Here is a 25,954-nt window from a genome sequence, read left to right as displayed (position 1 = left end):
TGCTGCTGCTGGCCGGCGGCCGCCGGGTGCTCTGGGCGGTCGGCATCTCGCTCGCGCTCTTCGCCGGGTTCGCCACCGCCACCATCACCGAGCAGCTCAGCTACCCCCACTGGAAGGCCCGCAAGGGCTCGGCGACCGGGTTCACCAAGAGCACCGGGATCAAGCCCGGGGACAACGTGGTGTTCGCCTGGGACATCGACTGGGCCCTGCGGGGGACGCAGGCCTTCGAGGTCTACCAGGGCCGGGTCTGGTCCCGCGACCCGCGCTGGCAGTCGATTCCGGCGGAGGCGACCGCAGTCGTCACCCCGCCGCCCGCCGAGGGCAAGGAGCCGGACTCGTACTGGCCGAACCACCCCGCCGAGTGGTACGTCGAGAAGTTCGACCGGAAGCAGGGCTGGACGCTCTGGCGCAGGCACTGACCGGACAGGGCGGACTCCGCGCACTGCACATACCCTGCGCACTGCACGCACTGCACGCACTGCACGCACGCCGTCCACGGCCTCCCGGGGCGACGTGGGAATCCGTGCGACGACCCCCGGACCCGGCGCGACGAACCGCTGACGCGCCGGGTCCGGGTGTCCGGGGGAGGCGAGCCGGGCCGGCGCCCGACGGTCCCTCAGGGATTCCCGGGTCGGGTGGACTTCGGTGAACGGGCTGCGGTCCGCCGACGGCGTCCGCTAACACTGGCGGCATGGATGATGACGCTGTGCAGTTGCCGGACCACCTCACCGTTCGGATCGCCCACACCGACGACCCGGTCTCCGCGGTGGCGGGCCTGGAAGCCTGGGCGGCCCGCGAGCGGTACCCGAATCTGCTGATGATGCCACCCGTCTTCGGCTGCCTGGAACGCACCGAGGAGGGGGCCTGGCGGATCCTCGGGTTCCGCTCGACCACCCCGCAGACGGCCCGGGACGACCTCGGCCATGTCTTCCGCTGCTGGGCGCTCGCCGAGCCCGGCCAGTGGGGCGCCGCCACCTGGGAGATCACCGACGAGGAACGGGCCGCCTACACCGCCGGGTACCAGCGGCTGGAGTGGGAGCGACTCGACGAACTGGCCGTCGCCGGGCGACAGTACCGGATCTTCCGCGCGGAACAGGTCCTGCGCGGGGGCCCCGAGGGCGTCGAACCGCCGCGTCCCACCGATCCGGACCCAGCCCCGGTCGGCCAGGGGTACAAGGCGCTCTCCCGCGTCAACGGGTTCGTCATCGACCCGGCCGCCGACGTCACGCTGGTGGACGGCATCCTCCGGCTGGACATGATGTCCCTGGTGCCGACCGGCCACGGCATTCCCGAGGACGTCCGGGCCGAGGCCCGGCTCGCCTCGTACCTGTACCCCAATGTGTTCGTGCTGCCGGTGCACTGCGCCGTCGCCGAGTACGAGGACGGCCGCTGGGGGCCGATGACCAACGCCTGCGAGACCCCGCAGGCCGCCCGCGACAGCCTCGCCGCGTATCTGCGCGAGTTCGCGCCGAGCCTGCTGCCGCACCTGACGGAGGACGAGCGCGCCCGGTACGCCGAGGCGGCCGACCGCCTCGACGCCGAACGCGGGAACAGCGTCGAGGCCGCCGACCGCCGGTTCCAGCTGGTCCGCGTCGAACCGGTCGTCCGCCTCGGCCCCGACGGACCCGAACTGCCCCGCACCTCGGACTGGGACCCGGACGTCCCGTTCAAGGTGCAGGAGCAGCAGGAGCGGGAGGCCGGCCTCTGCTACGACGACGAGGACGACGAGGTGGAGGCGGACGGCTGAGGCGGCGCCGGCGGGGTCAGCGGGCGGTGGGCGAGGGGGAGAGCCCGGCGGTCGGGGTGGCGGCGGCCGTCGGCGCGGACGTGGTCGCCGAGACCGAGGAGGTCGGCTCGGGGGTGGCGGTCGCGCAGCCGGGAGCGGTGGGCGTCGCGGTGGCCGAGGCGGACGCCGACGGGCTCGGGCCCGTGGTCGGGGTGCCGGAGGGGGCCGCCGTGGGCGTGGTGGTGGGGCACTCGGTCGGGGTGCCGGTGGGCGTGGCGGTGGGCGTCGCGCTCGGGGTCGGGGTCGCCGTGGCGGACGGCGAGGGCGACCCGGTGGGCGTGGGCGTCCCGGTCGGCGTCCCCGTCGGCGTGGTGCCGGGCGTCGTGGTGGGCACCGTCGTGGGAGTTGTGGTGGGGGACGGGCTTCCGGACGGCGACGGCTGGGTGACCGGCGGCTCGGCGCTCGACGAGGGCTTCGGCAGAGGCTGCACCGGCGTCGGCGTGGTCGTCGGGGCGGTCGTCGGCGGGGTGGCGGCGGCCGGGAGGTCCGGGGTGGTGGTCGTGGTGCCGCTGCCGAAGTGGGCCATCCAGTTCTTGACGGTCCGAAGGTACTCGCCCGAGTTGTTGTAGCTGAGGATGGCCCGGTCGAGCTGCGCCGGGTCGGAGAGGTTCCGCCCGCCGGCGCAGAGGTAGCGCCCGGCGGCCTCGGCGGCGTCGAAGATGTTGTTGGGGTCGGCCTTGCCGTCACCGTTGGCGTCCACGCCCCAGACCGCCCAGGTGGAGGGGATGAACTGCATCGGGCCGACGGCCCGGTCCCAGCGGCTGTCGCCGTCGTAGCGGCCGCCGTCGGTGTCGGCGATCGCGGCGAAGCCGTTGCCGTCGAGCACCGGGCCGAGGATGGCGCGGTAGGTCGTCCCGGCGGCGTCCACCCGGCCCCGGTCGGCCTGGCCGGACTCGACCTCGCCGATCGCGGCCAGCAGTTGCCACGGCAGGTGGCAGCCGGGCGAGCGCTGCGCGAGCGCGGCCTCGGCCTTGTGGTAGGCGGCGGAGACGGTCTCCGGCAGCGCGGGCCCGGTACGGAACGGCCCGGCGGACGGGTCGCCCGGCAGGGTGGTGGGCGGCTGCGGCAGGGCCAGCGGGCCGCCGCCGTCCACCGGGCCGCCGGTGCCGGGCGTGCCGAACGCCGTGGGCAGCACGGTGCCGGGCGGCACGGGGAAGGAGGAGCCCCGCGTGGCCGGGTCGGTGACGGGCGGCACGGCGTCGGCGGCCGCGACCGGGACGAGCCCGAGGCCCGTCACCTGAGAACCGGTCAGCGCGGCGAGCGCCGTGAACGCCGCTGCCGTCCCTGTCACCCGCTTGCCCAGTCGCAGCCTGCGGCCGCCCTGTCCGCTGCCGAACCTCGCCATCATGCGGTGCCCCTCCCCGTTGCCGTCCGGACTCCCCGAGAACGGACAGGCTGTCAACATCGTGCCTGCCAGTGCATGACAGAGCTCGTTTCCGGAATGATTAGTATCACGACGATCTGACGCGGACAGGGTGGCCGATGGCGGTCCGGGGCCCCACGGTTCGGTGAACGGGCAGTTCACGGTGGTCGGTCCGGGCAACCGGCGCAGGGCCGGCGGCCCGCGCCCGGTCAGGAGGTGAGCGACACCGCGAGCGTCGTCGCCAGCGCGGCCTCGGCGAGGGTCTCCGCGGGCGCGTTGACGTCGTCGCCCGGACCGCGGTCCTTGACCACCGCGACGGAGTAGGTGTGACCGCCCGCCACCAGGTACAGGATCGGCCGGGTGCCGTCCTTCTTCCACGCGGTGGCGACGGCCTCCTGGCCGATCCCCGGCACGGTGGTGACCGCGAGGTCGCTGTCGGCCCTGACCCGCGCGAGCGTGTCGGGCGCGGTCTCCTTGATGGCGGCGTACGACTGGCGGGATCCCCAGGTGCAGCCCCAGACCGCGCTGCCGTCGCTCGCCGGGTCGGGGTGGGTGCCCCTGAACGGTCCGGCGGTCCCGACGACGGCGACGACCTGGGCGGACGTCAGCATCGTGCAGGCGTCGGCGGGCCGCTTGCCGGCCGGTGCGGCGGTCGGTGCGGGGTTCGCCGCTCCGGCGGCGGGTGTGGCGGGCGTGACGGGTGCGGAGGCCGTGGTCGCGGGTGGGGTGGACACCGGCGCGGACGCGGCCGCCGCACCACCGCCGCCCGAGGAGGAACACCCCGCCACCGCGACCGCCGCGAGTGCCAGCGCGGGCAGCCAGCCGTACCGGCGGCCTTCCTGGATCGATGAGTTGACCTGCATGGGGACTCCTTCCGGTGGCGCCCGCCGCTTCGGCGGACTGCGACGGTCAGGATGCTACTGGTTGCCGTCGGCCGGTATTTTCCGTTCCTGCAACGGGAGTTGCCCGGGCGCGTAACGGACGTGAACCGGGCGTGCCCGGGGGCGGAACGGGCGGTTCGGGGCACGGGGGTGGTACAGACCTGCCCGCCCGGGCTCCCCGGCGGCGCCTGCGGCCGCCGACCCTGACCTGGCCCGATGCGCCGCCCCGAACCCGCCGTGCACGGTCAGGACGGGTGTGCGGGCGGCCGGTTCTACACCATCGCCTCCCCGGGCGGGTGACGTTCTGGTGAAAGTGGTCATGCCAGGAATCGCGGCCCGGCATGCTGTGCCCGTTGACCATGCGGATGGAGGCCCTGACAGTGAGCACGAACCTGCCGGAGACCGTCGCCGAGGGGCCTGCCGTCCTGCCGGCGCCACCTCGGGTGATCGACGACCTGGCCCGCGACCTGACCCATGCCGCGGCCGCCGTCCGGGCGGTGTCCCGCGTCGGCCGGAGCGGCGGGGACGTGTCGGTCGCGGCGTACACGGCGGTGGTGTGCACCGGTCGTTCGGCCGCCCGCGCGCTGGAGGAGGCCGCCGCCTGGTGCCGCCAGGCCCCGGAGGCCGAGGTCCACTCACTCGCCTGGGCCCGCGTCCCGGGCCACCGGGACGACGTCTTCGAGTACCGCGTCACCCTGGCCGTCAGCTTCCCCGACCACGAGACCGGTGAGCATGTCGGCGACACCCATCACGCACCCCACTGACCGCGGTCGGGCCGCCCCGAGTGCCCGCGGGCGGGACCGGCACTCGTCGGTCCCGCCCGCGGGCAGCGGCTCCGTCCGGTCTCAGGCACCTTGCGGCGACGGGCAGATGAGGTCACGGGCCGGGGTGCGGCCGGTCAGCAGATAGCCGTCGACGAGGTCCCGTACGCAGGAGTCGGGCCCGGGCGGTCAGGGGATCAGCAGGCCCCAGTAGAGCGCCCAGGGGACGAACACCACGGCGGCGACGGCCAGCAGGCCCAGCCGGACCCGCTCGGCGCGGGCGGGTACGGACGCGCCCGCGGCCGGTCCGCCGCCGGCGCCGCGGATGCGCCGTCGGCGGACGGCGAGCGTGGCGGCGAACCTGACGGCGAGCGCGGTGGCGGCCACCACCGCGGTGACGGCGGCGAGTTGGAGCAGGAGCCAGGGCAGCGGTCGGCCGAGCAGGACCGGGCCGGGGAGGGCGCCCGCCGTGACGACCATGAAGAGGAGGTAGAGCGGGCCGCCGGCCAGGGCCGTCAGCCCGGCGCCGGCCAGCCAGCGGGCGGGGCGGGCCGACGGGGTGCGCGGGGCGTCGGCCCGCCCTCCGGGCCGGAGGCGGCGGACCAGCGCCGTCAGCGGATAGCCGGCGAAGCCGACGCCGCACACCAGGACGGCCGCGAGCTGGAGCCACGGCCCCTCGTAGCCGGCGAGCGGGGTGAGCGCCGTGCTCCGGTACTCCTGCGGCGGCATCGCGTCGACGCTGATCGCGGGCGGCCCGTCGGCCAGGTGGTGGATCCAGGCGGACTCGGCGTCGGCGTAGTCCGGCGGGAGGTCGGACGGGCGGTCGAAGCCGTCGTCGGCGGTGCGGTTGAGGTTGTGCCGGACGCCGGGGACGGCGCGCAGGGTGTAGTGGGTGTTGCCGCCCCGGTCGAGCGCGTCCCGGATGATCGCCGCGCTCTCCTGGGGCGCGGCCTCCCGGTCGAGCGTGCCCCATTCGGCCAGCACCGGCTGGCGCACCCCGGTCCAGGCGGGCACCGGGTCGTAGTCCGCCTCGGGGAAGAGCCCGGCGCCCGCCACCACCCGGGCGGCGGTCCGCTGCATGGCCGGGAGCAGCGACCCGTGCACGCCGTGGTGGCGCAGGTAGCCGCCGTACGCCCAGGCCTGCTGGCGCAGCGGGCTGAGGCCGACCGCCCCGGCGGTGACCACGAACGCGACGTCCGACGAGCGGCCGGCGGCCAGCGAGACCACCCAGGCACCCTCCGACAGCCCCCACACCCCGGTCCGCGACCGGTCGACGCCGGGCCGCTCGCGCAGCGCGGCGAGTGCGGCGAGGGCGTCGTCGGCGAGCTGGGAGTAGTCGCGGTGGGTCATCGAGTACCCGTCGGTGCGCTTGTCGTAGACCAGCGTGACGATGCCGTGCCGCGCGTACGCCTCGGCGGCGGGGCGCAGTTCCTCCCGGCCGCCGGGTCCGGCCCCGGGCACCATCACCAGCGCGGGCCCCGGTGCGCCGCCCGTGCCGCCGGGGGCGAGCACGGTGCCGTGCAGGGTGACGCCGTCGGCGCCGGTGAACCGGACGTCGGTGGCGGCCACGTCCGCCGTCGCGTTCCCGGTGCCGGCCGAGGCGGGTGGCTGTCCGAAGGCGGCGGACGGTGCCAGGAGCAGCACCGACAGTGCGGCGAGGAGGGCGGCCCGCAGCAGGCCGGCCCGGGCGGTCCGGCCCGGTGGCCGCTCGCGCGTCCGCTTCGGTGGACGAGGCATGGTGGTTCCCCCGTGAGGTCGGGCCGTCTCCCGGCGGCGGTGGATCTCCGGCGGGTCCAGCCTGGCCCGCCGGCCACCCGACGGACCATCAGGAGGTCCCCCGTCCGGGGGTGGGGGCAGCCCCCGGGCCTCAGTACGCCACCGTGAAGCGGGTGCGGGTGGACGGGGTGCTCGGCCTCGTCGAGGAGGGCGACGGCGAGGTCCTCCATGGAAATGCCCTCGGTGTCCACCACGAGTACGTCACGGCCGAGCCGGTAGCGGCCGGTGCGCTCGCCGGGGGTGAGGAGGGCTGAGCCGGGCGGTGCGGGGTTCAGGCGGGCTCGGCCAGGCGGGCCGGTGCGGGCGCGTCGGCTGCCGCAGGGGCCGGTGCGGGGGTCGGTGCGGGGCGCGGGCGCTGGGTCTGGGCGGCGACCAGTGAACCGAGCACGATCAGCGCGCCGAGGGCCTGGACGGGTGAGAGGTCCTGGCCGAGGGCGAGCCAGCCGAGGGCGGTGGCGACCACCGGGCTGAGCAGCCCGAGGAAGGTCACGGAGGTCGGCGGCAGGGCCCGGATGCCCCGGAACCAGAGCGCGTACGCCACGGCCGCGCCGATCAGGCCGAGGTAGCCGTAGCCGAGCAGGTTGGCGCCGGTGAGGTGGGAGGGCGGGGCACCCTCCACGGCGAGGGCGACGGGGAGCGGCAGCAGGCCGCCCGCGGTGAGCTGCCAGCCGGTGGTGGCGAGCAGCGGCGCCGGTGACGTCCACCGCTTGGCGAGGACCACGCCGGTGGCCATCACCACCGCGCCGCCGAGCGCGGCGGCGACCCCGAGGGTGTCGAGCCGGGCGCCGGCCCGCAGCACCAGCAGGCTGACCCCGGCCACTCCGGCGATGCCGGACAGGACGGTTCGCAGCGAGAGCCGTTCGCCGAGCAGCCCGGCGGAGAGTCCGGCGGCGAGCAGCGGCTGGACGGCGCCGACGGTGGCCGCGACCCCGCCGGGCAGGCGGTAGGCGGCGATGAAGAGCAGTGCGAAGAACGCGCCGATGTTGAGCGCGCCCAGTATCAGTGAGCGCCACCACCAACTGCCCTTCGGCAGGCGGCGGGTGACGGCGACGAGCAGCAGCCCGGCGGGCAGGGCCCGGAGCACGCCGGCGAGCAGCGGGCGGTCGGGCGGCAGCAGTTCGGTGGTGACGAGGTAGGTCGAGCCCCAGATGACGGGGGCGAGGGCGGTCAGCAGGACGATTCCGAGTCGATTCCTTAGCACTAAGCCAATGTATCTCAGCGCTAAGGCACATCTGGGTCCAATCGGGTGGTGTGAGGTATCTCACCGCTAAGGAATCCTCTAGGCTGAAGTGGTGGCAGATCACGTGGACCGAGTGGTGAAGCAGTGGGGCGCGGAGCGCCCGGACCTGGACGTCTCCCCGATGGAGGTGATCGGCCGGCTCAAGCGGCTCTACCGGCTGGTGGACGCGGAGCTGAAGCGGAACTTCGCCGACTACGACCTGGACGCGGCCTCCTTCGACGTCCTCGCCACGCTGCGCCGCAGCGGCCCGCCCTACCGGCTGACCCCCACCGGCCTGATGCGGTCCGCGATGGTCACCTCCGGTGCCATCACCCAGCGGCTCGACCGGCTGGAGGCCCGGGGTCTGGTCACCCGTACGCCCAGCGGCTCGGACGGCCGCAGCCGGGACGTCGCCCTCACCCCCGAGGGCCACGCCCTGGTCGACCGGGCGCTGCCGGCCCATCTCTCCGCCGAACGCCGCGTCCTGGCCGGTCTGGACGCGGCGCGGACCGACGCGCTGGTGGACGCGCTGCGGACGCTGCTCGCGGCGCTGGGGGACGACGCGCACTGACCCGGCCCCGGCCCGGGCGGCCCGTCACTGGGACGGCGTGGTGGTTTCCAGGGCGGCGGTCAGGAGGGTGTGGACGGCCGCGGCGGCGGCCCGGGTGACCGGGTCCGGGTCGTCGAGGCGGTCGGCGATGAGCTCGGCGGCGGCCGCGACGACCGGGGCGGGCAGGGTGGTCTCGCGCAGGTGGAGCAGCTGGGCGGCGGCCCGGTCACCGGCACTGCTGGTCCGGCCGGTGGGGATCAGGGAGGTCAGGCCGCGCGGCTGCTGCTGAGGGCTCGTCATGCGGCCATTCTTCCGGCTGTCGCGCCGCCCGCCGGTCACCCGCCCGTCGCCGCGCGGGTGGCGCCGTCCGTACCGGTGAGGGCGGGTCGGCGGCGCCCCGCGTCCGAACCGTGCGGGGACGGCGACGGGCGCCCGCGCGGGGGAGTCCCCGCACGGGCGCCCGTCCGGACGGCGCGCCCCGCCCGTTGCCGGGGCGTGAGGATCACGGCGTGAGGACCAGCCGGATCGGATTGCCCTCCTTCTTCTCCAGCGCCTCGACGGCCTTGGCGGCGTCGGAGAGGGGGAAGGTCGCGCTCACCGAGCGGGAGAACTCCAGCCGCCCGCCGCGCACCAGGTCGACCAGGTCGACGACGTCCTCGGGTGCCGAGCCGTAGTGGCCGCGGATCTGCTGCTTGAGGTAGCTCAGCAGGGTGCCGTTGGTGACCGTCAGCGGCTTGTCGGTGAGGCCCACCAGCACCAGCCGTCCGTTCGCCCCCAGCGAGGCCATGGCCTGCTCGCGCACCGGTGCCACCCCGGCGAAGTCGAACGCCGCGGCCAGGCCCCGACCGCCCGTGGCGGTGCGCACGGTGGCGGCGAAGTCCGGGTCGGCCGGGTCGAGGGCGAGGTCGGCGCCGAATTCCAGGGCCCGGTCGCGGGCGGCCGGCAGCGGGTCGACGGCGATGATCGGGTACGCGCCGATGGCCCGCAGCGACTGGACGCCGTGGGCGCCGAGGCCGCCCACGCCCCAGACGCCGACGGCCTCGGCGGGGCGCACCGCGCCGGTGCCGGTGATGGCGGCCCAGGGGGTGGAGACCGCGTCGGGGATGAAGCACGCCTGCTCGAACGGCAGGTCGTCCGGGATGGGGACGAGGGTGCCGACGGTCGCCAGCGCGTACTCGGCCCAGCCGCCGTCGTAGTCGACGCCGCGGGTGTGGACGGCGCCGTCGCGGGTCTCGCCGGCCTGGAGCAGCACCCGGTCGCCGACCCGGGCCCCGGTGACGCCCTCGCCGAGGAGGTGGACGGTGCCGGCCACCTCGTGGCCGAGGGTGACCTTGTCGCCCTTGAGGAAGAGGGGCTTGAGCATGCCCTCGATCAGGTGGACGTCGGACAGGCAGACGCCGGCGGCCTCGACCTTGATCAGGACCTCGCCCGGGCCCGGAGTGGGGACGGGGACCTCTTCCAGGGCGAAGGCGCCCTGGGCGACGTCGAGCCGTCCGGCGAGCATCGTTGCGGTGGCGGTCATCCGGATCTCCCTTCCGACGGGGCGGCGGCAGGGGGGTCGCCGACCCGCAGACTTACTTGTTGTTCAACAAGCAAGTTCGACTCTATCATGGGGGTATGGACAATCACGGGGAGCCCTCGGCGGCTCGGACCGCACCGACCGGGTCCGCGGCCGGCCCGATGACCGGCCCGATGGCCGGCCCGCAGACCGGTTCGGCGGCGCGCGAGGCGTCGGGGCAGTCCGGTCGGCGGACCCAGGCGCAGCGTCGGGCCGCGGCCGAGTCGGCGCTGCTCGCCGCGGCCGCCCGGCTGATCGCGGAGCACGGCAGCGCCGGGGTGACGCTGGCGCGGGTGGGCGAGGCCGCGGGCTTCAGCCGGGGCCTGGCCACCCACTACTTCGGCTCGAAGGCCGTCCTGCTGGCCCGGCTGCAGGAGGTGGTGCTCGCCGACGCGACGGCCTCGGCCGTGCCCGAGCGGGCGGGCGGCGGCGCGGTCGAGGAGCTGTTGCGCTTCACGGAGACCTGGCTGGAGGTGGCCCGGCACCCGACCGACCTCCAGCGGGCGCTGCTGGTGCTGGGTGCCGAGGCACTGGCGGGCGCGTCGGAGCTGGCCCCCGCGGTGGCCGAACTCGACGCGCGGATGCGGCTCTGGGTGGTCTCGGTGGTGCGCCAGGGCGCGGCGGCCGGGGAGGTGCGGGCCGGAGTGGACCCGGAGGCGTTCGCGGTGGTCGCGGTCGCCGTGCTCAAGGGCCTGGTCGTGCAGGCCGCGGCGGCGCCCGGAGAGCTGGAGCTGACGGCGGCGGGCGCCGAGGCCCGGCGGTGGATCGCGGGCGCGCTCGCGCCGTGAGGCCCGCCCGGCCGGCGGCGCCGGGGCGATGTCGCCGGTTTTCCTCCGGAATCGTCCGCATGGCCGTGGCGATCCGGGGCAGGCGCCTGCTGGGCGGGCACTCGGCCCGCCCGGCACGGAGAGGAGTCGCCGCGATGGGTACGGACGACAAGCTGCACAACGCCGCGGAGAAGGCCCGGGGCAAGGCCAAGGAGGTCGCGGGCAAGGTCACCGGTGACCGGACCAAGGAGGCCGAGGGCAAGGGCACCCAGGTGAAGAGCGACCTCAAGCAGGCGGCCGAGAAGGTCAAGGACGCGACGAAGCACTGAGCCCGGCCGGGCGGACCGTCGTACGCGCCGAGTCCCGCGCGTACGGCGGTCCGCCCGGCACGGGCCGCCCCCGTCAGGGCCGCACGGCGACCGCCTTGAAGAAGGTGTAGTGGAACGTTCCGCCGGGCTCCGCCGTCCGGCGCAGATCGGCCAGCCCCCGGTCGAACGCGGCGGCCGTGGTGAGACCGGCGGCGAGCGCGTCGGCGCGTACCGACTCGACCATGGCGATGAAGGTCCGCCGGGTGAAGCCCTCGACCAGCGCCGGGCGGCTCCCGTCGGCGCACACGGTACGCGGCTCGACGGCGACGTCCCGGAAGCCCGCGTCCGCCAGCAGCGGGTGCAGCCGCCGGCCGAGCAGAGCGTCACCGCCGGCCGCCGCCTGCAGCCGGACCAGCTGGTCCACGACCGCCCGGGCGGGGGCGCTGTCCGGGTGGAAGAAGGCCGAACCGTGGTCGCCCTCGACCACCGTGATCGTGCCGCCCGGCCGCAGCACCCGCCGCAGCGCGGCCAGTGCGGCCTGCGGCCGCGCCAGGTGTTCCAGCACGAAGCAGACGAAGACGTGGTCGAAGGAGCCGTCCGCGAACGGCAGGTCGTGCAGGTCCCCGTGGTGCCAGTCCACCCGGGCGCCGGGCGCGTGGGCCGCCACCGCTTCGCGCGCCCGGGCGAGCGACTCGGCCGAGAGGTCCGCCGCCGTCAGCCGCACGCCCGGGCTGGACGCCAGCAGGTGCACCGTCTGCGCCCCGACGCCGCAGCCCGCCTCCAGCACCCGGCCGCCCGCCGGGTACGCCGTACCGGCGTGCAGCAACTCCGCCAGGGTGTCGGCCTGTTCGCCGAGCCGCCGCGCCTCGGTGACCGAATACCCGTGCACATAGCCGGGACGGTGGTCCTGAACGTCCTCGTGCACCGCCGTGCGGTGCGTCGTCTCCGTGGTCATGCCCCCACCCTGGCCGCACAATGGACCGGTGAACAGGTCCAATGAGAGCGCCGTTGACAGGTCCAAAAGGGCCGGCGCCTCCGACTTCCTCCAGCTCGACACCGCCGACGCCCCGCCCGGCGGGCTCGCCGACTGGCTGGCCCGGCGGCTGCGGGAGGCGATCGCCGACGGCCGCCTCCCGGTCGGCACCCGGCTGCCCGCCGGCCGGGTACTGGCCGGAGAGCTGCGGGTCTCCCGGGGGGTCGTCACCGACGCCTACCGGCGCCTCGCCGAGGAGGGCCAGGTCGCCGGCCGGGGGAGGGGCGGCACCGTCGTGGTCGGCGCGCCCGCCCCGCCCCGGCCCGCCCCGACGGACGCCGCGGACCCGCCGCCACCCGGGCGGTCGTGGCACCCGGGCGAACCCGCCGCACTGTTCGACGCCGACCCCGTCCCCGAGACCTTCGACGCGCTGCGCGCCGCCCCCGCCCGGATCGACCTCTCGCCCGGCGTGCCCGACCTCGCCGCCTTCCCCCGCGCCGCCTGGCTGCGCGCCGAGCGCGCCGCCCTCGACGGCCTCCGCCCCCACGACCTCGGCTACGGCGACCCGTGCGGCACCCCCGCGCTGCGCCGGGCCGTCGCCCACTGGCTGGCCCGCAACCGCGGCATCCGGGCCGACCCCGACGAGGTGCTGATCGTCGCCGGCACCGCCCAGGCGCTCGGTCTGCTCGGCCAGGTGCTCGGCGGCAGCGGCATCACCGAGATCGCGGTCGAGGACCCGGGCTCGCTCGGCACCCGCCAGCACCTCGGCCACTGGCTCACCGCCACCCCGCCCGTACCGGTGGACGCCGAAGGCCTCCGGGTGGACGCGCTGCGCGCCACCGGCGCCCCCGCCGTCCTGGTCACCCCGGCCCACCAGTACCCGACCGGCGTGGTGCTCGGCGGCGGGCGGCGGCGCGAACTGATCCGCTGGGCCGGCGAGGGCGGCCTGGTCGTCGAGGACGACTACGACGCCGAGCACCGCTACGACCGGCCCCCGGTGCCCGCGCTGCGCGCCGTCCTCCCCGACCGGGTCTGCTACGCGGGCAGCGTCTCCAAACTGCTCGCGCCCGCCCTGCGCACCGGCTGGCTGCTCGTCCCGCCCCGGTACCGGGAGGCCGTCGTCGCGGCCAAGCGGTTCGCGGACCTCGGCAACGCCGTCCTGCCGCAGCTGGTCCTGGCCCGGCTGATGGACTCCGGCGAGCTGGAACGGCACCTGCGGCTGCTGCGCCGGCGCCACCGCCGCCGCCGGGACGCGATGATCGCGGCGATCGGCGCCCACCTGCCGGGCGCGGTCGTCCACGGCGCGGCGGCCGGGCTGCATCTGATGCTCACCTTTCCGGCGGGCCTCCGCTGCTCCGACACCGAACTCGCCGCGGCGGCCCTCGCCCACGGGGTGAAGGTGCAGCCGCTGTCCTGGCACGCCCGGCTGCCGCACCCGCCCGGGCTGGTCCTCGGCTACGCGGCGGGCGCACCGGGCGGGATCGAGGACGGCATCGCGGTGCTCGGCCGGCTGCTGCGCCGGATGGGGTGAGGCGGGGGCGGCGGGTGGGGTGACGCGGGGCGCCGACGGGCGCGTTGCGCGGCCCGGGGCCGGACCGGTCTCGGTACCGTGACGCACCGACCCCCCACCCCCACCCCCGGGAGGCCCGATGCCGTCGCTCCGGCGGACCGTCCGTGCCGCGGCGCTCGCGGTGCTGCTCACCGCCCTGCTCCCGGTCCTGGCCGGGTCGGCGTGGACACCCCATCGGGCGGCCCGGTGGTCGCCCGCCCCGACCGAGAGGGCGACGCCCATGTCCACACCGGAGTCCCGGCTGCTCGCCGGCCGGCGGATCGTCTACTCCTACCCCGGCCCGGTCCCGCCGCCCGCCCTGCTCCGGGCCATCCGCGAGGGCCGGGCGGCCGGGGTGATCCTGTTCGGCGAGAACATCACCGGAACCGAACAACTCCACTCCGCCGTCGACCAGTTGAAGCGGGCCGCGGCGGAGTCCCCGGGGTCCGCGCCGCTGCTGCTGATGACCGACCAGGAGGGCGGAAAGATCCGCCGGCTGCCCGGGGCGCCCGAACTCTCCGCCCGCCGGACCGGCCTGGCGCCGGACCCGCTCGCCGAGGCCGCCCGCTCGGGCACCGGGGCCGGGAGCAACCTCGCGGGCGCCGGTCTGAACGTCAACCTCGCACCCGTCCTCGACGTCTACGACACCGCCGACGACTTCATCGACCACTTCGAGCGCTCCTACGGCCAGGACCCCGCCACCGTCGGCGAGTTGGGAAGCGCCTTCCTCGCCGCCCAGCAGAGTCTGCGGATCGCCGCCACGGCCAAGCACTTCCCCGGCCTCGGCTCCGCCGCCCGCGACCAGAACACCGACGAGCGGCCCGTCACCCTCCCCGTCCCGCTCGCCGACCTCCGCGCCCGCGGTGAGGAGCCGTACCGGGCCGCGATCGCCGCCGGGGTGCGGCTGGTGATGGCCTCCTGGGCCGTCTACCCGGCGCTGGACGGGGAGCGCCCGGCCGGCCTGTCGCCGGTCGTGGTCCAGGGCGAGCTGCGCGAACGCCTCGGCTTCCGGGGCGTCACCGTCACCGACGCCCTGGAGGCCGGCGCCCTCGCCCCGTACGGCGACACCGGCGCCCGGGCGATCGCCGCCGCCGAGGCCGGGATGGACCTGCTGCTCTGCTCGGCCCGGGACGTCCAGCAGGGCGACGACGCGGCGGCCGCGCTCGCCGAGGCGCTGGACGGCGGCCGGCTCGACCGCGCCGCCTTCACCGGGGCGGTCCACCGGATCGGCGAACTCCGGTCGGCCGTACGGTAGTCCGCCCCGTCGGGGCCGCCGGACGGGCGCTCCGCCCGCCCCGGCGGTCCCGACGGCACCCGGTCAGCTACCGCTGTGGCGGAGCATGTCCTCCCGCTCGACGACCTTGACGCGCTCGCGGTCCTCCGCCGCGCCCAGGGCCCGCTCGTGGGCGTCGAGCCGGTACCAGCCGTCCCGGGTGGTGTAGCGGACGCCGCGCTCCTCCAGGAAGGCCGTGACGGCGTCCGGCTCCGGTGCGGTGGCGCCGGGGAGGCGGCCGGCGGTGTGGTCGTCGAGCAGGCAGGCGACGGTCTCGTTGGCGTCGCCCTTGGTGTGGCCGATGAGCCCGACGGGGCCGCGCTTGATCCAGCCGGTGACGTAGACGGCGGTCTCGTGGCTGCTGTCGGCGGCCAGCACCCGGCCGGCCTGGTTGGGGACGGTGCCGGAGGCCAGGTCGAAGGGCAGCTTGGGCAGCTCGTCCGAGTAGTAGCCGACCGCCCGGTAGACGGCCTGGACGTCCCAGTCGGTGAAACGGCCGGTGCCGCGGACGTTGCCGGTGCCGTCGAGCTCGGTGCGTTCGGTCCGCAGCCCGACCACGCGCCCGTCCTCGCCGAGGATCTCCTCGGGGGACTCGAAGAAGTGCAGGTGGACCCGGTGGGGGCGGGTGCCGGTGTCGCGGATGGCCCACTTCTCCAGGGTGGAGGCGACCATGTCGGCGTGCCGGTTGCCGCGGCGTTCGGCGATGGAGCCCTCGTCGTACTCGATGTCCTCGGGGTCGACGATGACCTCGATGTTCGGGGAGTGGTCGAGTTCCCGCAGCTCCATCGGGCTGAACTTGGCCTGCGCGGGGCCGCGGCGGCCGAAGACGTGGACCTCGACGGCCTTGTTCTGCCGCAGGCCCGCGTGGACGTTCGGCGGTATCTCGGTGGGCAGGAGCTCGTCGGCGGTCTTGGCCAGGATCCGGGCGACGTCCAGGGCCACGTTGCCCACGCCCAGGACGGCGACCTTCTCGGCCTCCAGGGGCCAGGTCCGCGGGACGTCCGGGTGGCCGTCGTACCAGGAGACGAAGTCCGCGGCGCCGAAGGAGCCGTCCAGGTTGATCCCGGGGACGTCCAGGGCCCGGTCGGCCATCGCGCCCGTGGCGAAGACCACCGCGTCGTAGAAGCGGTGCAGGTCGTCCAGGGTGATGTCGCCCGGGTAGTCCACGTTGCCGAAGAGCCGTACCTGCGGCTTGTCCAGCACCTGGTGCAGCGCGGTGACGATGCCCTTGATCCGCGGGTGGTCGGGCGCCACGCCGTAGCGGATCAGCCCGAACGGCGCGGGCATCCGTTCGAACAGGTCGACGGACACCCCCGGGTCCTGTGCGGCGTCGGACTTCAGCAGCGCGTCAGCGGCGTAGATGCCGGCCGGACCGGCGCCGACTATTGCGACACGGATGGGACGAGGCATGCGAGACGTTCCTCCAGGCAGCGCGGACAGACGGATCGAGACAAGCCCACCCGGTGGGCCCGCGGTAGTCGGTGGCGGTCTATGGGCCCATAGCTCCAAGCTATGACCGGCGTGTCCCGGCCGACCCGCGTGCTCCTGACGGCATCAATGTCACCGGCCCCGCCGAGAGCCGGGCAGTCATGTCACCCAGAAGCATATGGCACCAGGTGACAGAATCCTCGGGCAGCCCTCGGGCGGCCCTCGACCCGCCACCACCGGTACGCAGTCCCGCCCAGGAGGAACCCCGCATGCACCCGAGCCCGGCAGGCCGCACCGCCGCCTCCACCGGACTGCGCGACCGCAAGAAGCTCAGGACCCGCGACGCGCTCCGCCACGCCGCCCTCGACCTGTTCGGCTCCCGGGGCTTCGAGGGCACCACCCTGGACGACATCGCGGCCGCGGTCGACGTCTCCAAACGCACGGTGCTGCGCTATTTCACCGGCAAGGAGGACGTCCTGCTCGCCGTGTTCCGGGAGATGGCCGCACTGACCGCGCACGAACTCGTGCGCAGACCCGCCGGTGAGGCCCCGCTGACCGCGCTGCGCGAAGCCACCCGCCATGCCCTGTGCGAGGTGGCCCGGGCCCTTCCCGACCACCGCGGCACGCCGACGTGCGTCGCCGTCCTGGAACTGGTCGCGCGCACGCCGGGTCTGCTCGCCTCCCTCCACCACGCCCTCCTGGCCCACCAGGACGCGCTCGCCACGATCCTCGCCGCGCGTGAGCACCTCGGGGACCCGGCCGACCCGCGCCCCCAGCTCCTGGTCTCCGTGCACGCCGCGGCCATGACGGTCGCCGTCCGCTCCTGGCAGGCGAGCGGCACCCGGGACCTGGACACCCTGCTCGGCACCGTCGACGCCTGCTTCGGCAGCCTCGGCTCCGCGATCGCCGGCCGCTGGTCGGAGGCCGGCTGATCCGCCCGGCCGCCGCCGCTCAGGTGTCGAGCAGGGTGCGCAGATCCACGGTCCGGTAGCCGCGGGCGTGGACGGCGTCGATGATCAGGGGCAGCGCCTCGGCGTCCAGACAGGTGCCCGGGCCGTTCTCCTCCGGTGTGCCGACGTGGAGCTGGAGGATGGCGCCGAGCCCGTGCCCGGCGGCGGCCATCGTCCGGACGGCGGACGGGTGCCGGTCGGCGAACTCCCCGGTGGGGAAGAAGGTGGCCGGCGCCGTCCGCTCCCGCGGCACCGCCAGGGTGGTGTCCAGGCCGGTGTCGTTCCAGGCCGCGTTGAAGGTCAGCGCCAGCACCCGGTCCTCGGTCGGGATCCGCCGGACCTCGGTGCCGAGCAGCCGCGCGGGCGGGGTGGCCGCCGCGACCAGGGCGAGGACGGCGGCGAGGGCGGCCACGGCGGTGGGGATGCGTTTCACGCTCCGTCCAACGCGCCGGCCCCCGCCGGGGCACGCGCGGCCCTGGGCACGCTGGGATCTCGCCATCGAAGGTCAACTTTTAGCCTGTTGCACGGTTTCCTGTGCAGAACTTGACCCAGGCATTGGAAACCCATGAGAAGGTCACGTCATGGCACATGTGAAATGTCACATGTGCCATGACGTTGTGTCCACCAGATGAACAAGATGAACGTCAGGAGACTTCGATGAACCGAATCGCCCAGATCGCGGCGGGCGCCGCCGGTGCGGTCGCCCTGCTCGCCGTCCCGGTCCAGGCCGGCGCGGCCACCACCGGTGCGACCACCCTCACCACCACCACGACCTGTGGTGCCTGGGGGCTGCAGTCCGGACTGGGGACCACCCTGTGTGCCGACGTCACCGGTGACAGCGTGCAGCTCTACGGCCAGATCAGCCTGGCGGGCCCGCCCAGCCCGGGCAGCCCGGAGCTGCCGACCCGTCAGCTGCTCACCAGCGTCTCCGGCCAGGTGGTCGGCGGCGCCTCGCTCGGTACGGTCAGCGGCGGCACGCTGTTCAGGGCCACCACCGTCCGGGTGAACGGCTTCAGCGGCACCGTGCCGTGCGGCTCCACCGTCCACGGCAGCTTCAGCGTGGTCGACTTCGGGTGGGGCCCGTCCCCGGTCACCGTGGACGTCCCGGTCGTCTGCTGACCGCCGACCACAGCGGCTGACGGGTCCGGGGCTGCCAGCCCCGGACCCGTCGGTCGTTTCCGGGTGTCTCCTGCCCCGTCGGCGCGGGCCGGGCCCGGCCTTCCCCGGTGGCCGTCGACGGTGACAACTTGAAGAAATCTTCATCCATAAGGATGATGCTTCCTGGCCGTGTGCGCCCCGCGTGCGAGGCCCGGGTGCCCGGCCCGGCTGTCCACCCACGCGAGGCACACCCACGCGAGGCCCGGCCACCCGGGCACCACCCGCCCGGGCAGCAACCACCCGAGCACCAGGGAGAGAGCGGACGATGGCGGTCCCGCTGTACCAGGCCAAGGCGGAGTTCTTCCGCACCCTCGGGCATCCCGTCCGGATCCGCGTCCTGGAACTGCTCCAGGACGGGCCGCGCCCGGTGCGCGAACTGCTGGCCGAGATCGGGATCGAGCCGTCCAACCTCTCCCAGCAGCTCGCGGTGCTGCGCCGGACCCAGCTGGTCACGGCCACCCGGGAGGGCAACACCGTGGTCTACGCGCTGAGCACCCCGGACGTCGCCGACCTGCTGCGCGCCGCCCGCCGCATCCTCACCGAGCTGATCACCGACCAGGGCACGCTGCTCACGGAGCTGCGGGCGCCCGCAGCCCAGCTGAGGAGCGGCTGAGCGCCGGGTGGCCCCGCCCCGGCCGGGCCACCCGACGGCCGTGCCCGCCGCACCCGACCCACCGAAGGAGAACCCGGCCATGGCCGACGGCACCAGCGACGAGAAGAGCAGGCGCAAGGCCATGCTCATCCGCGCGGGCATCTACATCTTCGCCACGCACCTGTTCGCCGGCTTCGTGCTGCTGCTGTTCACCCTCGGCGACCGTCACTGAGGTAGCGGCGGCTGGTACTGGTCCAGGCGTAGACGCCGTCGACCAGTTCCCGGGTGCCGTTGAGGTACCAGAGGCCCGCCGGGTGCCGGCGCAGCAGCCGGCGGCGCAGGGTCTCGCTCTCCTCCCTCAGGTCCGAGATCCGGGCGCGGACCTCCAGGACGGCCTCGCGGCGGGTACAGCCGCGGACCCGTTGCAGGGTCAGGACGGTGTTGAAGGCGGTCGCCGTCTGGCGCTCCTCCCGTTCCAGTGAGAACAAGTCGTTGATCAGCGTCGCGGCGTCGGCGGTGTGCGCGCGCAACCGGTGCAGCGCGGGCTCGGCGTGCAGCCCGTCCGGCGCGTCGGCGCCCTGGACCCGTTCCAGTATGTTCATGAACGGGTAGAGGCAACTGGCGTGGCGGCGCAGGCCCATGGTCTCGGGGAGGCCGGGGGCGGTGCCCTTGGCCCGGTGCGCGGACTCGGTGAGGAAGGTCTCCAGACAGGTCCGCCATTCGCGGGCGGCCCGGTCCCGCCAGGCGGGCGACATGGGACCGCCCTGGCGGTGCCAGAGTTCCCGCCAGGCGTACAGGAGTTGGGCGCCCACCGAGGTCGGGGTCGGGTCGTCTCCGGCCAGGACGGCGAGCAGCGGGTCGATGATCGCGTGGGCCTCGGCCGGGTGGCGGCCGGGGGTGCCGTCGAAGCGGTCGTCGAGGATGGTGAACCAGCCGAGCAGGTCCACCAGCAGGTCGAGTTCGGCGCCCCCGGCACGGGGGTACGCGTGGCCGATCAGCTTGGGCAGCCCGTAGGCCTGGTAGCGGGGCAGGCCGCTCAGGGGAAGCAGGCCGTGGTCCAGCACCCAGTCGGCGTGCCGTGCGGTGGTGGCCCGTAGCTCGCCGGAGGCCTGCGACCCCTCGGGGGTGCGCAGTTCGGCGGGGATGCGGGCGGGCATGAGGACGGCGGCCGGGCAGACGGTGGCGGGTGGATGGGCGGTCAGGGCCGGCTGAACCGCCGAGGCCGGCCGTGGCACGGCGGCGGTCCGCGGCACCGGGGCGGCGGTGCGTGCCGCCGGGACGGTCCGTGCCGCCTGGGCGGCCGGCGACAGCGGTGCCGCCCGCGGGCCCGGGATCAGGCACGGGCTCGGGGCCTCACCGTCACCGGGGGCCGCGCCGTCCTGCGGGGTGGCGGCGCCGCCGGGGCGGGAGCGGGACGCGTGACCGTTGCGCGGGGTCAGCCGGATGCGCAGCCCCTGGGCCTGGACGGTCGTCCAGACCACCTCGCGGGCCCTGGTCCCCGCGACGGCCACCGGCCGCCACCGGCGCAGAATCGCGGCGGCGGCCACGGTCAGCTCGGCCCAGGCGAAGGCCTCGCCGATGCACTTGTGCTTGCCCGCCCCGAACGGCAGGAACGCCTGCCGCCCGGCACCGGCCGCGTCGCCGCCCTCACGCCAGCGCTCGGGCCGGAACCGCAGCGGCTCGGGGTAGAGCGCCGGGTCGCGGTGCAGGGCGGTGAGGCTGTACAGCAGCTCGGTGCCGGCCGGGATCAGGTACGGGCCGAGCTCGACCGGGACGGCGGCGGTCCGCATCAGGAAGGCGTTCGGCGCGTGCAGCCGCACCACCTCCTGGGTGACGCTGCGGGTGTACGTGAGCTTCGCGAGCGCGTCGGGGGTGGGCACGGCGCCGGCCGGGAGGTGCTCGTCCAGCTCGGCGAGGACGCGGGTCTCCACCTCGGGGTGCCGCAGCAGTTCGTCGAGCAGCCAGGTGAGCGTGGTGGAGACGGTCTCGGTGCCCGCGCCGAACATGGTGATCGCCTCGGAACGTACGTCCGCCTCGGTGAGCGGCCGTTCGGTGGCCGGGTCGGTGGCGACGCGCAGCAGCGCGGGCAGGGTGCCGTTCGTGCCGCCGGACCGGGCGCCGCCGCTGACGGCCTGGTCGACCACCCGGTTGAGCACCCGGACGGCGTTCTCGAAGCGACGGTTGACCGGCAGCGGCAGCCGGGCGAGCTTCGGGTGCGGGTAGAGCGACTGGACGATCTGGCCCTTGACCAGGTCCGGCAGCGCCCGGTGGAAGTCGACGGTGGCGTCCTCGCTCAGCCGCGCGTCGAACAGCGTCCTGGTGACGATCTCCAGCGCGAGGTGGTTCATCTCCTTCGCCACGTCCAGTTCCTGGCCCGGTCGCCAGCGTCCGGCCCGTTCCTCGGTGACCTGGTGCATCACCGCGAGGTAGTCGGCCATCCGGTCCGGCCCGAAAACGGGCTGGATCAGCCGGCGGCGGTCCCGGTGGGCCTTCCCCCCGGACATCAGCAGACCGTCGCCGAACGCCGTTTTGAGAGTGTCCTGGACGGCGCCGCGTGGGCAGTCGTAGGCGAGGGCGACGAGCAGGGTGTGGACGAGACTCGCGTCGGTGACCACGCAGACCGTCCGTGGGCCCAGCCGGACCTGCACCACACCGCCGTGGCGGGAGAGCGAGCCGAGGAAGCCGAGCGGGTCGCGTAGCAGGGCCGGGGCGTGGCCGAGGCCCGGTACGGCGCCGGGCGCCGGCGGGGGAGCGGTCGAGGGGGTTTTCGCGGGAGCCGTTCCGGGCGGAACGGCTCGTCTACGCGTCTCGGTCGTCAGGATCATGGCATCACCTCTCACCAGATGGGCCGACGCGGCGGTACTGCCGGAGCCGGAGCCGCGAGAGCCGGGAGACGAGGGTCCCTCCAGCGCGGACCCCCGCGCGCGCCGCTCCCGGAGGGCGCACTCAATAGAGAACGCGCCGTTCGATCAGGCGTTGCGCCAAATGCCCGTGGATCACCCCATTGGTGGATCGGCCGCGCGCACTCGGGCGGAATTCCGGCTCCGGGCGGGCCGGACGGCGGTTCGGGGGGTGGCGCGGACGGCTCAGAACCGGCGGCCGGGGCCGGCCGGTTCCTCCTCCGGGCGGGCGGGCGACAGCCGGCGCGGATGGCCCGGTTCCAGCGGGATCGTCTCTTCCACGGGCGGAGTCTGGCCCGGTCGCCCCCGTGCCCGCAACTGACCCATCGGCCGATCGAGCGGACGCGCCGGCGCGGGTCGTCCGGCAGGCCCTTCCGCGGCCCCGGCCGACCTGCGCGGACCAGGCCGGAGCGGGGGGAGGACCGTTGCCCGGCAGGCAGGGTCTTTCGGCCCTCGGCCGGAGGCCCTCCGCAGGTCCAGCATGGTCCGGAACCAAGGAGGATCCTGATGACCCGTCTGCGCCACCGGCCCGCTCTCGACGTGCGGGTGGAGATCCGAGGCGAACTCCACCGCGACGACGCCGAGTACGCGCGCGCCCGGGCGTTGGAGCTGACGGCGGCGCTCGGACCGGACGCGCACGCGGCCCGTATCAGGCTCACCCACACCCGCTGCCGGGAGGTGTCCAGGCCCGCCGTGGCCCAGGCCGAGATCGAACTGGACGGCGTCGGCACGGTCCGGGCGCAACTGGCCGCCGGGACCATGCGCGAGGCGGTGGACCTGGCGCTCGGCACGCTCGGCGGCCGGGCCGCGCGGCTGCGCGAGCAGGGGGACATAGGGCTCGCCGCGGCGCACGACAGCGCTTATCGGCCGCAGTACGCCCCGCGCCCGCTCGCCGAACGACGGATCGCCCGCCGGAAACCGGTCGTTCTCGCCCGCCGCGCGCCGGACGAGGCCGTGCGCGAGATGCTCGCCCTGGACCGCCGCTTCCATCTCTTCTCCGACGCGCTCACCGGCCAGGACAGCCTGGTCCACCGCCGGCCGGGGGGAGACGGCTTCCGGCTGGTCCGGGCCCATTCGACCGCCCGGTTCGGCGGCTCCGCGCTGCCCCTGACCGAGAGCCCGCACCCCGCGCCGCGGCTCGACCTGTCCGAGGCGGCCCGCCAACTCTGGCTCACCTGCTGGCCCTTCGTCTTCTACGCCGACCCCGGGGACGGCCGCGGCCGGGTGCTGTACCGCCGCTACGACGGCCACTACGGCTTGATCACGCCGGTAGCGGAGGCCCACTGATGGGCAGGAACTGATCGCCACCGGCTGACGGGTACGCGACGACGGCCGGTGCGGCACGGCGGCCGCGACACGGCCGGCGTGGGCACGACAGGCGTTGGCACGACAGGGCGTTCACGACCGACGGGCACCTCCACAAGACGGGAACTGGGACCATGGACTGCGAAGAAGTCATGCTGACCGTCCGGATCACCGCCGCCGAGCGGGGGCTGCTGCGCGAGCTGGCGCGTGGTCACGGCAGCGACGTCTCCGAGGTGGCGGCGGACGGTCTGCTGGACGTCATCCCCGCCCTGCACGGCGACGCGGGCGTGCTGCGCCTGCTGTGCGTCCTCTCCCGCCCCGCGCCCTGCGCCGTGACGCTCTGGCTGCCCGCGCCGCTCGCCGACCTCCTCCCGCTGGTCGGTGACCGGGTCACCCGGGCGAGCGGACTGCACATCGGGCCGGCCAGCGCCGCCCTGGCCGCCGCCCTCCGGCTCTGGCTGGCCGAGGACCCGGACCAGCTGGCCGCCTCCCTCTCCCGGCTGCACGCGCACGGCCAGCCGGTGGGCGTCGTGCCCGTGGTCCGGTCGCCCGCGCTGGGCGCCCGGGTCGCGGCCTGACGGGGCCTCGACCGGTCTCCGGCCGGTCTCCGGCAGCGTGCGGGAGTGGGGTGGGTGACACCTGTTCGGACCTGGGGCCGACGCGGCCCGGGTGGCATGTCCGGGGCGGGAAATCGGCTGGTCAGGGCTCTGGCCACGGACCCCCGGCGGGTCTAGCATTCCGGTCACGGCCGCCGGTGTCCGAGCCTGTGGACGACCGGCCGGGTGGCCGCCACCACCCCATGCCGGGGAGCGCACACCCCCCGAGTGCGCTCCCCGGCGCCGCTGCCCGCTGCCCGCTGCCTGTTTCCTGTTGCCGCCACGACCGCCGGAACCATCGCTCCTGAACCATCGTCCCCACTGTCACCGGCCGCCACCCGAGGCGTCCGGCCGACCGCAAGGGAGCGTCCGCGTTGAAGAAAGTTCTGATCACCGGCGGCGCGGGATACATCGGCAGCACCGTGGCCTCCGCGCTGCTCGACCAGGGCATCACGCCGGTCGTCCTCGACGACCTCTCCAAGGGCCGGGCCGAGTTCGTCGAGGACCGCGTTTTCTACCGGGGCGACATCGCCGACGCGGCCCTCCTCGACCGCATCTTCGCGGAGCACCCCGACATCGACGCCGCCCTGCACTGCGCCGCGCGGATCGTCGTCCCGGAGTCCGTCTCCCAACCCCTGTACTACTACCGCGAGAACGTCGCCAAGACCGTCGAACTGCTGGAGTCCCTCCAGCGCAACGGCTGTACCCGCGTCGTCTTCAGCAGCTCCGCCTCGATCTACGCGCCCACCCCGGACGCCCGGGTCGACGAGAGCTGCCCGGTCGACGCCAACAGCCCGTACGCCCGCACCAAGCAGATGATGGAACAGGTCCTCCAGGACTGGACCCGCGGCCATGGCGCCGAGGAGGTCCGCGTCATCACCCTGCGCTACTTCAACCCGATCGGCGCCGACCCGCGGCTGCGCACCGGTCTGCAGGACCTCCACCCGACGCACGCCCTCGGCAAGCTGATCGAGGCCCACGCCACCGGCACGCCGTTCACCATCACCGGCGTCGACTGGGCGACCCGCGACGGCTCCGGCATCCGCGACTACATCCACGTCCAGGACGTCGCCGAGGCCCACGCCGCCGCGCTCACCCGCTTCGACGAGGTCATCAAGCCCGCCGCCGACGACCGCTACCGGGTCATCAACATCGGCACCGGCGAGGGCACCACCGTCCGGGAACTGGTCACCGCCTTCGAGCGCGCCGTCGGCACCACCCTCGGCACCCGCGAGGCGGACCCCCGCCCCGGCGACGTCATCGGCTGCTACGCCGGCATCGACACCGCCCGCGACCTCCTCGGCTGGACCCCTCGCCGCACCATCGACGAAGCCGTCACCGACGCCCTCGCCTGGCGCACCAAGTGGTCCACCCACCTGGCCGCCTCCTGACCTTCCCACCGCGTCCTCCGGTGGGCCCGCGCGTCGCGAACGCGCGGGCCCACCGGTCGTTGTGCGGACTGCGGCGTGATCCACCGCGGCAGACCACGGCCGGCGGCTGATCCACGTGATCGGGGGCGGCGGTGGCCAGTCGGCTGAAGTGGGCTTTGGTCAACCGGATTTGACGGCGGTGGCGGACTTCTGCCAGTTGTCGTGGAGGCGGTCGAGGTAGGACTGGGCCTGGGAGCCGGGCTTGATGCCGCGGGCGAAGGCGGACATGTTGCCGGCGCCGGTGTTGTAGCCGAGGGCGAGGAGTTCGTCGCGGGTGAGGGAGGTGGCGGGGCGGGCGGGGAGCTGGGCGGTGAGGTCGTGGAGGTGCCAGGCGGCGGCCTCGATGGCGAGGTCGCGGTCGTCGGGGAGCTCCTCCCAGCGGCGGTCGGCGAAGTCCCGGCCCTGCTTGGTGTCGTCGAAGGCGGCGCGGTGCATGTTGGCGATGCCGAAGGAGGCGTCGGGTTTGGTCCGCTGCCAGGCGCGTTCGAGGTCGGGGTCGTGGGGCTTGTACGACTCGTTGTAGAGGATCGCCATCAGCAGCTGGGGGTTGATGCCCGCTCGGGCGGCGTGGGTGCGGACCGGGGCCGCGTAGTCGGCGGGGTCGTAGCGGCCGGAGGGGCGGGAGGGCGACGGGGCGGACGCGGCCGGGGCGGTGGTGGTGCCGGCGGACGGGGGCGAGGGGGAGGCGGCGGAGTCGGCGGGGGCCGGGTGGCCGCCGCCGCGGATGATGCCCCAGCCGGCCGCCGCCAGGACGGCGGCGGCCAGCCAGCGGCCCCAGCGGGGGCCCGTCCGGTCTTTCGTCACTGCCGCCCGCCCGTCCGTTCGTTGATC

General features: G+C 75.1%; 27 protein-coding genes and 1 pseudogene. 16 read left to right on the top strand and 12 right to left on the bottom strand.

What is annotated here, in order from left to right; genetic code table 11:
• Window positions 1-419: hypothetical protein (locus AB0P06_RS23250; protein ID WP_363610267.1), on the top strand; the 419-nt coding region annotated here is incomplete at its 5' end.
• A gap of 272 nt (window positions 420-691) precedes the next feature.
• Window positions 692-1,747, top strand: a complete 1,056-nt coding sequence (locus AB0P06_RS23245; protein WP_363610266.1) for a DUF5954 family protein — start codon at window positions 692-694, stop codon at window positions 1,745-1,747.
• Between the two features lie 16 nt (window positions 1,748-1,763).
• On the opposite strand, the gene AB0P06_RS23240 is transcribed toward AB0P06_RS23245, so the two are convergent.
• Together AB0P06_RS23240 and AB0P06_RS23235 are read right to left on the bottom strand one after the other, a co-directional pair.
• The gene (locus AB0P06_RS23240; protein WP_363610265.1) at window positions 1,764-3,134 is read right to left on the bottom strand and encodes a lytic transglycosylase domain-containing protein; all 1,371 of its coding nucleotides are present in this window, start codon (window positions 3,132-3,134) and stop codon (window positions 1,764-1,766) included.
• A gap of 224 nt (window positions 3,135-3,358) precedes the next feature.
• Window positions 3,359-4,012 (bottom strand): hypothetical protein, encoded by a 654-nt coding sequence (locus AB0P06_RS23235; protein WP_363610264.1) that lies wholly within the window; start codon window positions 4,010-4,012, stop codon window positions 3,359-3,361.
• 398 nt (window positions 4,013-4,410) lie between these two features.
• Between AB0P06_RS23235 and AB0P06_RS23230 the strand changes: the two genes are divergently transcribed.
• Entirely contained in the window at window positions 4,411-4,794 is a 384-nt protein-coding gene (locus AB0P06_RS23230) for a hypothetical protein (RefSeq protein WP_363610263.1), read from the top strand.
• An 81-nt stretch (window positions 4,795-4,875) separates the two neighbouring features.
• Here AB0P06_RS23230 and AB0P06_RS23225 read toward each other — a convergent pair.
• Both AB0P06_RS23225 and AB0P06_RS23220 read right to left on the bottom strand, forming a co-directional pair.
• Window positions 4,876-4,962: pseudogene (locus tag AB0P06_RS23225) on the bottom strand (hypothetical protein); the annotation flags it as partial.
• Window positions 4,963-4,980: 18 nt separating this feature from the next.
• Window positions 4,981-6,528 carry a prolyl oligopeptidase family serine peptidase gene (locus AB0P06_RS23220; RefSeq protein WP_363610261.1) on the bottom strand — a complete coding sequence of 516 codons (1,548 nt, stop codon included), beginning with the start codon at window positions 6,526-6,528 and terminating at the stop codon, window positions 4,981-4,983.
• Between the two features lie 110 nt (window positions 6,529-6,638).
• Between AB0P06_RS23220 and AB0P06_RS23215 the strand changes: the two genes are divergently transcribed.
• Window positions 6,639-6,821, top strand: a complete 183-nt coding sequence (locus AB0P06_RS23215; protein ID WP_363610259.1) for a hypothetical protein — start codon at window positions 6,639-6,641, stop codon at window positions 6,819-6,821.
• A gap of 17 nt (window positions 6,822-6,838) precedes the next feature.
• On the opposite strand, the gene AB0P06_RS23210 is transcribed toward AB0P06_RS23215, so the two are convergent.
• Window positions 6,839-7,768 carry an EamA family transporter gene (locus tag AB0P06_RS23210; protein ID WP_363610257.1) on the bottom strand — a complete coding sequence of 310 codons (930 nt, stop codon included), beginning with the start codon at window positions 7,766-7,768 and terminating at the stop codon, window positions 6,839-6,841.
• A gap of 91 nt (window positions 7,769-7,859) precedes the next feature.
• Here AB0P06_RS23210 and AB0P06_RS23205 point away from each other — a divergent pair, with 91 nt between their 5' ends.
• A complete protein-coding gene (locus tag AB0P06_RS23205) occupies window positions 7,860-8,357 on the top strand; it encodes a MarR family transcriptional regulator (RefSeq protein ID WP_363610255.1) in 498 nt (165 codons plus the stop codon).
• Between the two features lie 24 nt (window positions 8,358-8,381).
• On the opposite strand, the gene AB0P06_RS23200 is transcribed toward AB0P06_RS23205, so the two are convergent.
• Window positions 8,382-8,636: a hypothetical protein gene (locus AB0P06_RS23200; RefSeq protein ID WP_363610253.1), complete on the bottom strand. Its 255-nt coding sequence runs from the start codon at window positions 8,634-8,636 to the stop codon at window positions 8,382-8,384.
• A 202-nt stretch (window positions 8,637-8,838) separates the two neighbouring features.
• Window positions 8,839-9,858, bottom strand: coding sequence for a zinc-binding dehydrogenase (locus AB0P06_RS23195; protein ID WP_363610251.1), 1,020 nt, complete (start codon window positions 9,856-9,858; stop codon window positions 8,839-8,841).
• 95 nt (window positions 9,859-9,953) lie between these two features.
• Between AB0P06_RS23195 and AB0P06_RS23190 the strand changes: the two genes are divergently transcribed.
• Together AB0P06_RS23190 and AB0P06_RS23185 are read left to right on the top strand one after the other, a co-directional pair.
• Complete coding sequence (locus AB0P06_RS23190) at window positions 9,954-10,682, top strand: TetR family transcriptional regulator (RefSeq protein WP_363610249.1); 729 nt, start codon at window positions 9,954-9,956, stop codon at window positions 10,680-10,682.
• A 134-nt stretch (window positions 10,683-10,816) separates the two neighbouring features.
• Window positions 10,817-10,990 carry a CsbD family protein gene (locus tag AB0P06_RS23185; RefSeq protein WP_363610247.1) on the top strand — a complete coding sequence of 58 codons (174 nt, stop codon included), beginning with the start codon at window positions 10,817-10,819 and terminating at the stop codon, window positions 10,988-10,990.
• 73 nt (window positions 10,991-11,063) lie between these two features.
• Here AB0P06_RS23185 and AB0P06_RS23180 read toward each other — a convergent pair whose 3' ends face one another.
• Entirely contained in the window at window positions 11,064-11,924 is an 861-nt protein-coding gene (locus AB0P06_RS23180; protein WP_363610245.1) for a methyltransferase domain-containing protein, read from the bottom strand.
• Window positions 11,925-11,952: 28 nt separating this feature from the next.
• Here AB0P06_RS23180 and AB0P06_RS23175 point away from each other — a divergent pair, with 28 nt between their 5' ends.
• Entirely contained in the window at window positions 11,953-13,473 is a 1,521-nt protein-coding gene (locus tag AB0P06_RS23175) for a PLP-dependent aminotransferase family protein (RefSeq protein WP_363610243.1), read from the top strand.
• A 118-nt stretch (window positions 13,474-13,591) separates the two neighbouring features.
• Entirely contained in the window at window positions 13,592-14,746 is a 1,155-nt protein-coding gene (locus AB0P06_RS23170; RefSeq protein ID WP_363610241.1) for a glycoside hydrolase family 3 N-terminal domain-containing protein, read from the top strand.
• A gap of 63 nt (window positions 14,747-14,809) precedes the next feature.
• Here AB0P06_RS23170 and AB0P06_RS23165 read toward each other — a convergent pair whose 3' ends face one another.
• A complete protein-coding gene (locus AB0P06_RS23165) occupies window positions 14,810-16,174 on the bottom strand; it encodes an FAD-dependent oxidoreductase (protein ID WP_363610239.1) in 1,365 nt (454 codons plus the stop codon).
• Between the two features lie 287 nt (window positions 16,175-16,461).
• On the opposite strand from AB0P06_RS23165, the gene AB0P06_RS23160 reads away from it, so the two are divergent.
• The gene (locus tag AB0P06_RS23160) at window positions 16,462-17,124 is read left to right on the top strand and encodes a TetR family transcriptional regulator (protein WP_363610237.1); all 663 of its coding nucleotides are present in this window, start codon (window positions 16,462-16,464) and stop codon (window positions 17,122-17,124) included.
• A 19-nt stretch (window positions 17,125-17,143) separates the two neighbouring features.
• Here AB0P06_RS23160 and AB0P06_RS23155 read toward each other — a convergent pair whose 3' ends face one another.
• Window positions 17,144-17,575 carry a polysaccharide deacetylase family protein gene (locus tag AB0P06_RS23155; protein WP_363610235.1) on the bottom strand — a complete coding sequence of 144 codons (432 nt, stop codon included), beginning with the start codon at window positions 17,573-17,575 and terminating at the stop codon, window positions 17,144-17,146.
• 224 nt (window positions 17,576-17,799) lie between these two features.
• Between AB0P06_RS23155 and AB0P06_RS23150 the strand changes: the two genes are divergently transcribed.
• From AB0P06_RS23150 to AB0P06_RS23140, 3 genes are all read left to right on the top strand, one after another.
• Entirely contained in the window at window positions 17,800-18,261 is a 462-nt protein-coding gene (locus AB0P06_RS23150; protein WP_363610233.1) for a hypothetical protein, read from the top strand.
• A gap of 304 nt (window positions 18,262-18,565) precedes the next feature.
• A complete protein-coding gene (locus AB0P06_RS23145) occupies window positions 18,566-18,913 on the top strand; it encodes a metalloregulator ArsR/SmtB family transcription factor (protein ID WP_363610231.1) in 348 nt (115 codons plus the stop codon).
• Window positions 18,914-18,953: 40 nt separating this feature from the next.
• Window positions 18,954-19,124: a DUF6126 family protein gene (locus AB0P06_RS23140; protein WP_363610229.1), complete on the top strand. Its 171-nt coding sequence runs from the start codon at window positions 18,954-18,956 to the stop codon at window positions 19,122-19,124.
• Here the strand turns inward: AB0P06_RS23140 and AB0P06_RS23135 are convergent.
• Complete coding sequence (locus tag AB0P06_RS23135) at window positions 19,102-21,717, bottom strand: cytochrome P450 (protein ID WP_363610227.1); 2,616 nt, start codon at window positions 21,715-21,717, stop codon at window positions 19,102-19,104. The two genes, AB0P06_RS23140 and AB0P06_RS23135, sit on opposite strands and share 23 nt — an antisense overlap.
• A gap of 582 nt (window positions 21,718-22,299) precedes the next feature.
• Between AB0P06_RS23135 and AB0P06_RS23130 the strand changes: the two genes are divergently transcribed.
• The 3 genes from AB0P06_RS23130 (at window position 22,300) to galE (ending at window position 25,084) form a co-directional block, all read left to right on the top strand.
• On the top strand, window positions 22,300-23,079 hold the full coding sequence (locus tag AB0P06_RS23130; protein WP_363610225.1) for a sigma 54 modulation/S30EA ribosomal C-terminal domain-containing protein: 780 nt from the start codon (window positions 22,300-22,302) through the stop codon (window positions 23,077-23,079).
• Window positions 23,080-23,231: 152 nt separating this feature from the next.
• Window positions 23,232-23,675, top strand: a complete 444-nt coding sequence (locus tag AB0P06_RS23125) for a hypothetical protein (RefSeq protein ID WP_363610223.1) — start codon at window positions 23,232-23,234, stop codon at window positions 23,673-23,675.
• 392 nt (window positions 23,676-24,067) lie between these two features.
• A complete protein-coding gene (galE, locus tag AB0P06_RS23120) occupies window positions 24,068-25,084 on the top strand; it encodes a UDP-glucose 4-epimerase GalE (RefSeq protein WP_363610221.1) in 1,017 nt (338 codons plus the stop codon).
• Between the two features lie 159 nt (window positions 25,085-25,243).
• Here galE and AB0P06_RS23115 read toward each other — a convergent pair whose 3' ends face one another.
• The gene (locus AB0P06_RS23115; protein ID WP_363610273.1) at window positions 25,244-25,852 is read right to left on the bottom strand and encodes a transglycosylase SLT domain-containing protein; all 609 of its coding nucleotides are present in this window, start codon (window positions 25,850-25,852) and stop codon (window positions 25,244-25,246) included.
• Window positions 25,853-25,954: the final 102 nt, after the last annotated feature.

Source organism: Kitasatospora sp. NPDC088351 (assembly GCF_040685575.1).
In the GTDB taxonomy this organism is placed as follows: Bacteria; Actinomycetota; Actinomycetes; order Streptomycetales; family Streptomycetaceae; genus Kitasatospora.
This window is presented reverse-complemented; position numbering and strand designations above follow the sequence as displayed.

Excerpts from the sequence above, each read along its gene's own strand:
- AB0P06_RS23190 (WP_363610249.1), top strand. The coding sequence starts at position 9,954 with ATGGACAATCACGGGGAGCCCTCGGCGGCTCGGACCGCACCGACCGGG.
- AB0P06_RS23200 (WP_363610253.1), bottom strand. The coding sequence starts at position 8,636 with ATGACGAGCCCTCAGCAGCAGCCGCGCGGCCTGACCTCCCTGATCCCC.
- AB0P06_RS23150 (WP_363610233.1), top strand. The coding sequence starts at position 17,800 with ATGAACCGAATCGCCCAGATCGCGGCGGGCGCCGCCGGTGCGGTCGCC.
- AB0P06_RS23135 (WP_363610227.1), bottom strand. The coding sequence starts at position 21,717 with ATGATCCTGACGACCGAGACGCGTAGACGAGCCGTTCCGCCCGGAACG.
- AB0P06_RS23185 (WP_363610247.1), top strand. The coding sequence starts at position 10,817 with ATGGGTACGGACGACAAGCTGCACAACGCCGCGGAGAAGGCCCGGGGC.
- AB0P06_RS23195 (WP_363610251.1), bottom strand. The coding sequence starts at position 9,858 with ATGACCGCCACCGCAACGATGCTCGCCGGACGGCTCGACGTCGCCCAG.
- AB0P06_RS23235 (WP_363610264.1), bottom strand. The coding sequence starts at position 4,012 with ATGCAGGTCAACTCATCGATCCAGGAAGGCCGCCGGTACGGCTGGCTG.
- AB0P06_RS23240 (WP_363610265.1), bottom strand. The coding sequence starts at position 3,134 with ATGATGGCGAGGTTCGGCAGCGGACAGGGCGGCCGCAGGCTGCGACTG.
- AB0P06_RS23220 (WP_363610261.1), bottom strand. The coding sequence starts at position 6,528 with ATGCCTCGTCCACCGAAGCGGACGCGCGAGCGGCCACCGGGCCGGACC.
- AB0P06_RS23170 (WP_363610241.1), top strand. The coding sequence starts at position 13,592 with ATGCCGTCGCTCCGGCGGACCGTCCGTGCCGCGGCGCTCGCGGTGCTG.
- AB0P06_RS23180 (WP_363610245.1), bottom strand. The coding sequence starts at position 11,924 with ATGACCACGGAGACGACGCACCGCACGGCGGTGCACGAGGACGTTCAG.
- AB0P06_RS23130 (WP_363610225.1), top strand. The coding sequence starts at position 22,300 with ATGACCCGTCTGCGCCACCGGCCCGCTCTCGACGTGCGGGTGGAGATC.
- AB0P06_RS23165 (WP_363610239.1), bottom strand. The coding sequence starts at position 16,174 with ATGCCTCGTCCCATCCGTGTCGCAATAGTCGGCGCCGGTCCGGCCGGC.
- AB0P06_RS23160 (WP_363610237.1), top strand. The coding sequence starts at position 16,462 with ATGCACCCGAGCCCGGCAGGCCGCACCGCCGCCTCCACCGGACTGCGC.
- AB0P06_RS23125 (WP_363610223.1), top strand. The coding sequence starts at position 23,232 with ATGGACTGCGAAGAAGTCATGCTGACCGTCCGGATCACCGCCGCCGAG.
- AB0P06_RS23245 (WP_363610266.1), top strand. The coding sequence starts at position 692 with ATGGATGATGACGCTGTGCAGTTGCCGGACCACCTCACCGTTCGGATC.
- AB0P06_RS23145 (WP_363610231.1), top strand. The coding sequence starts at position 18,566 with ATGGCGGTCCCGCTGTACCAGGCCAAGGCGGAGTTCTTCCGCACCCTC.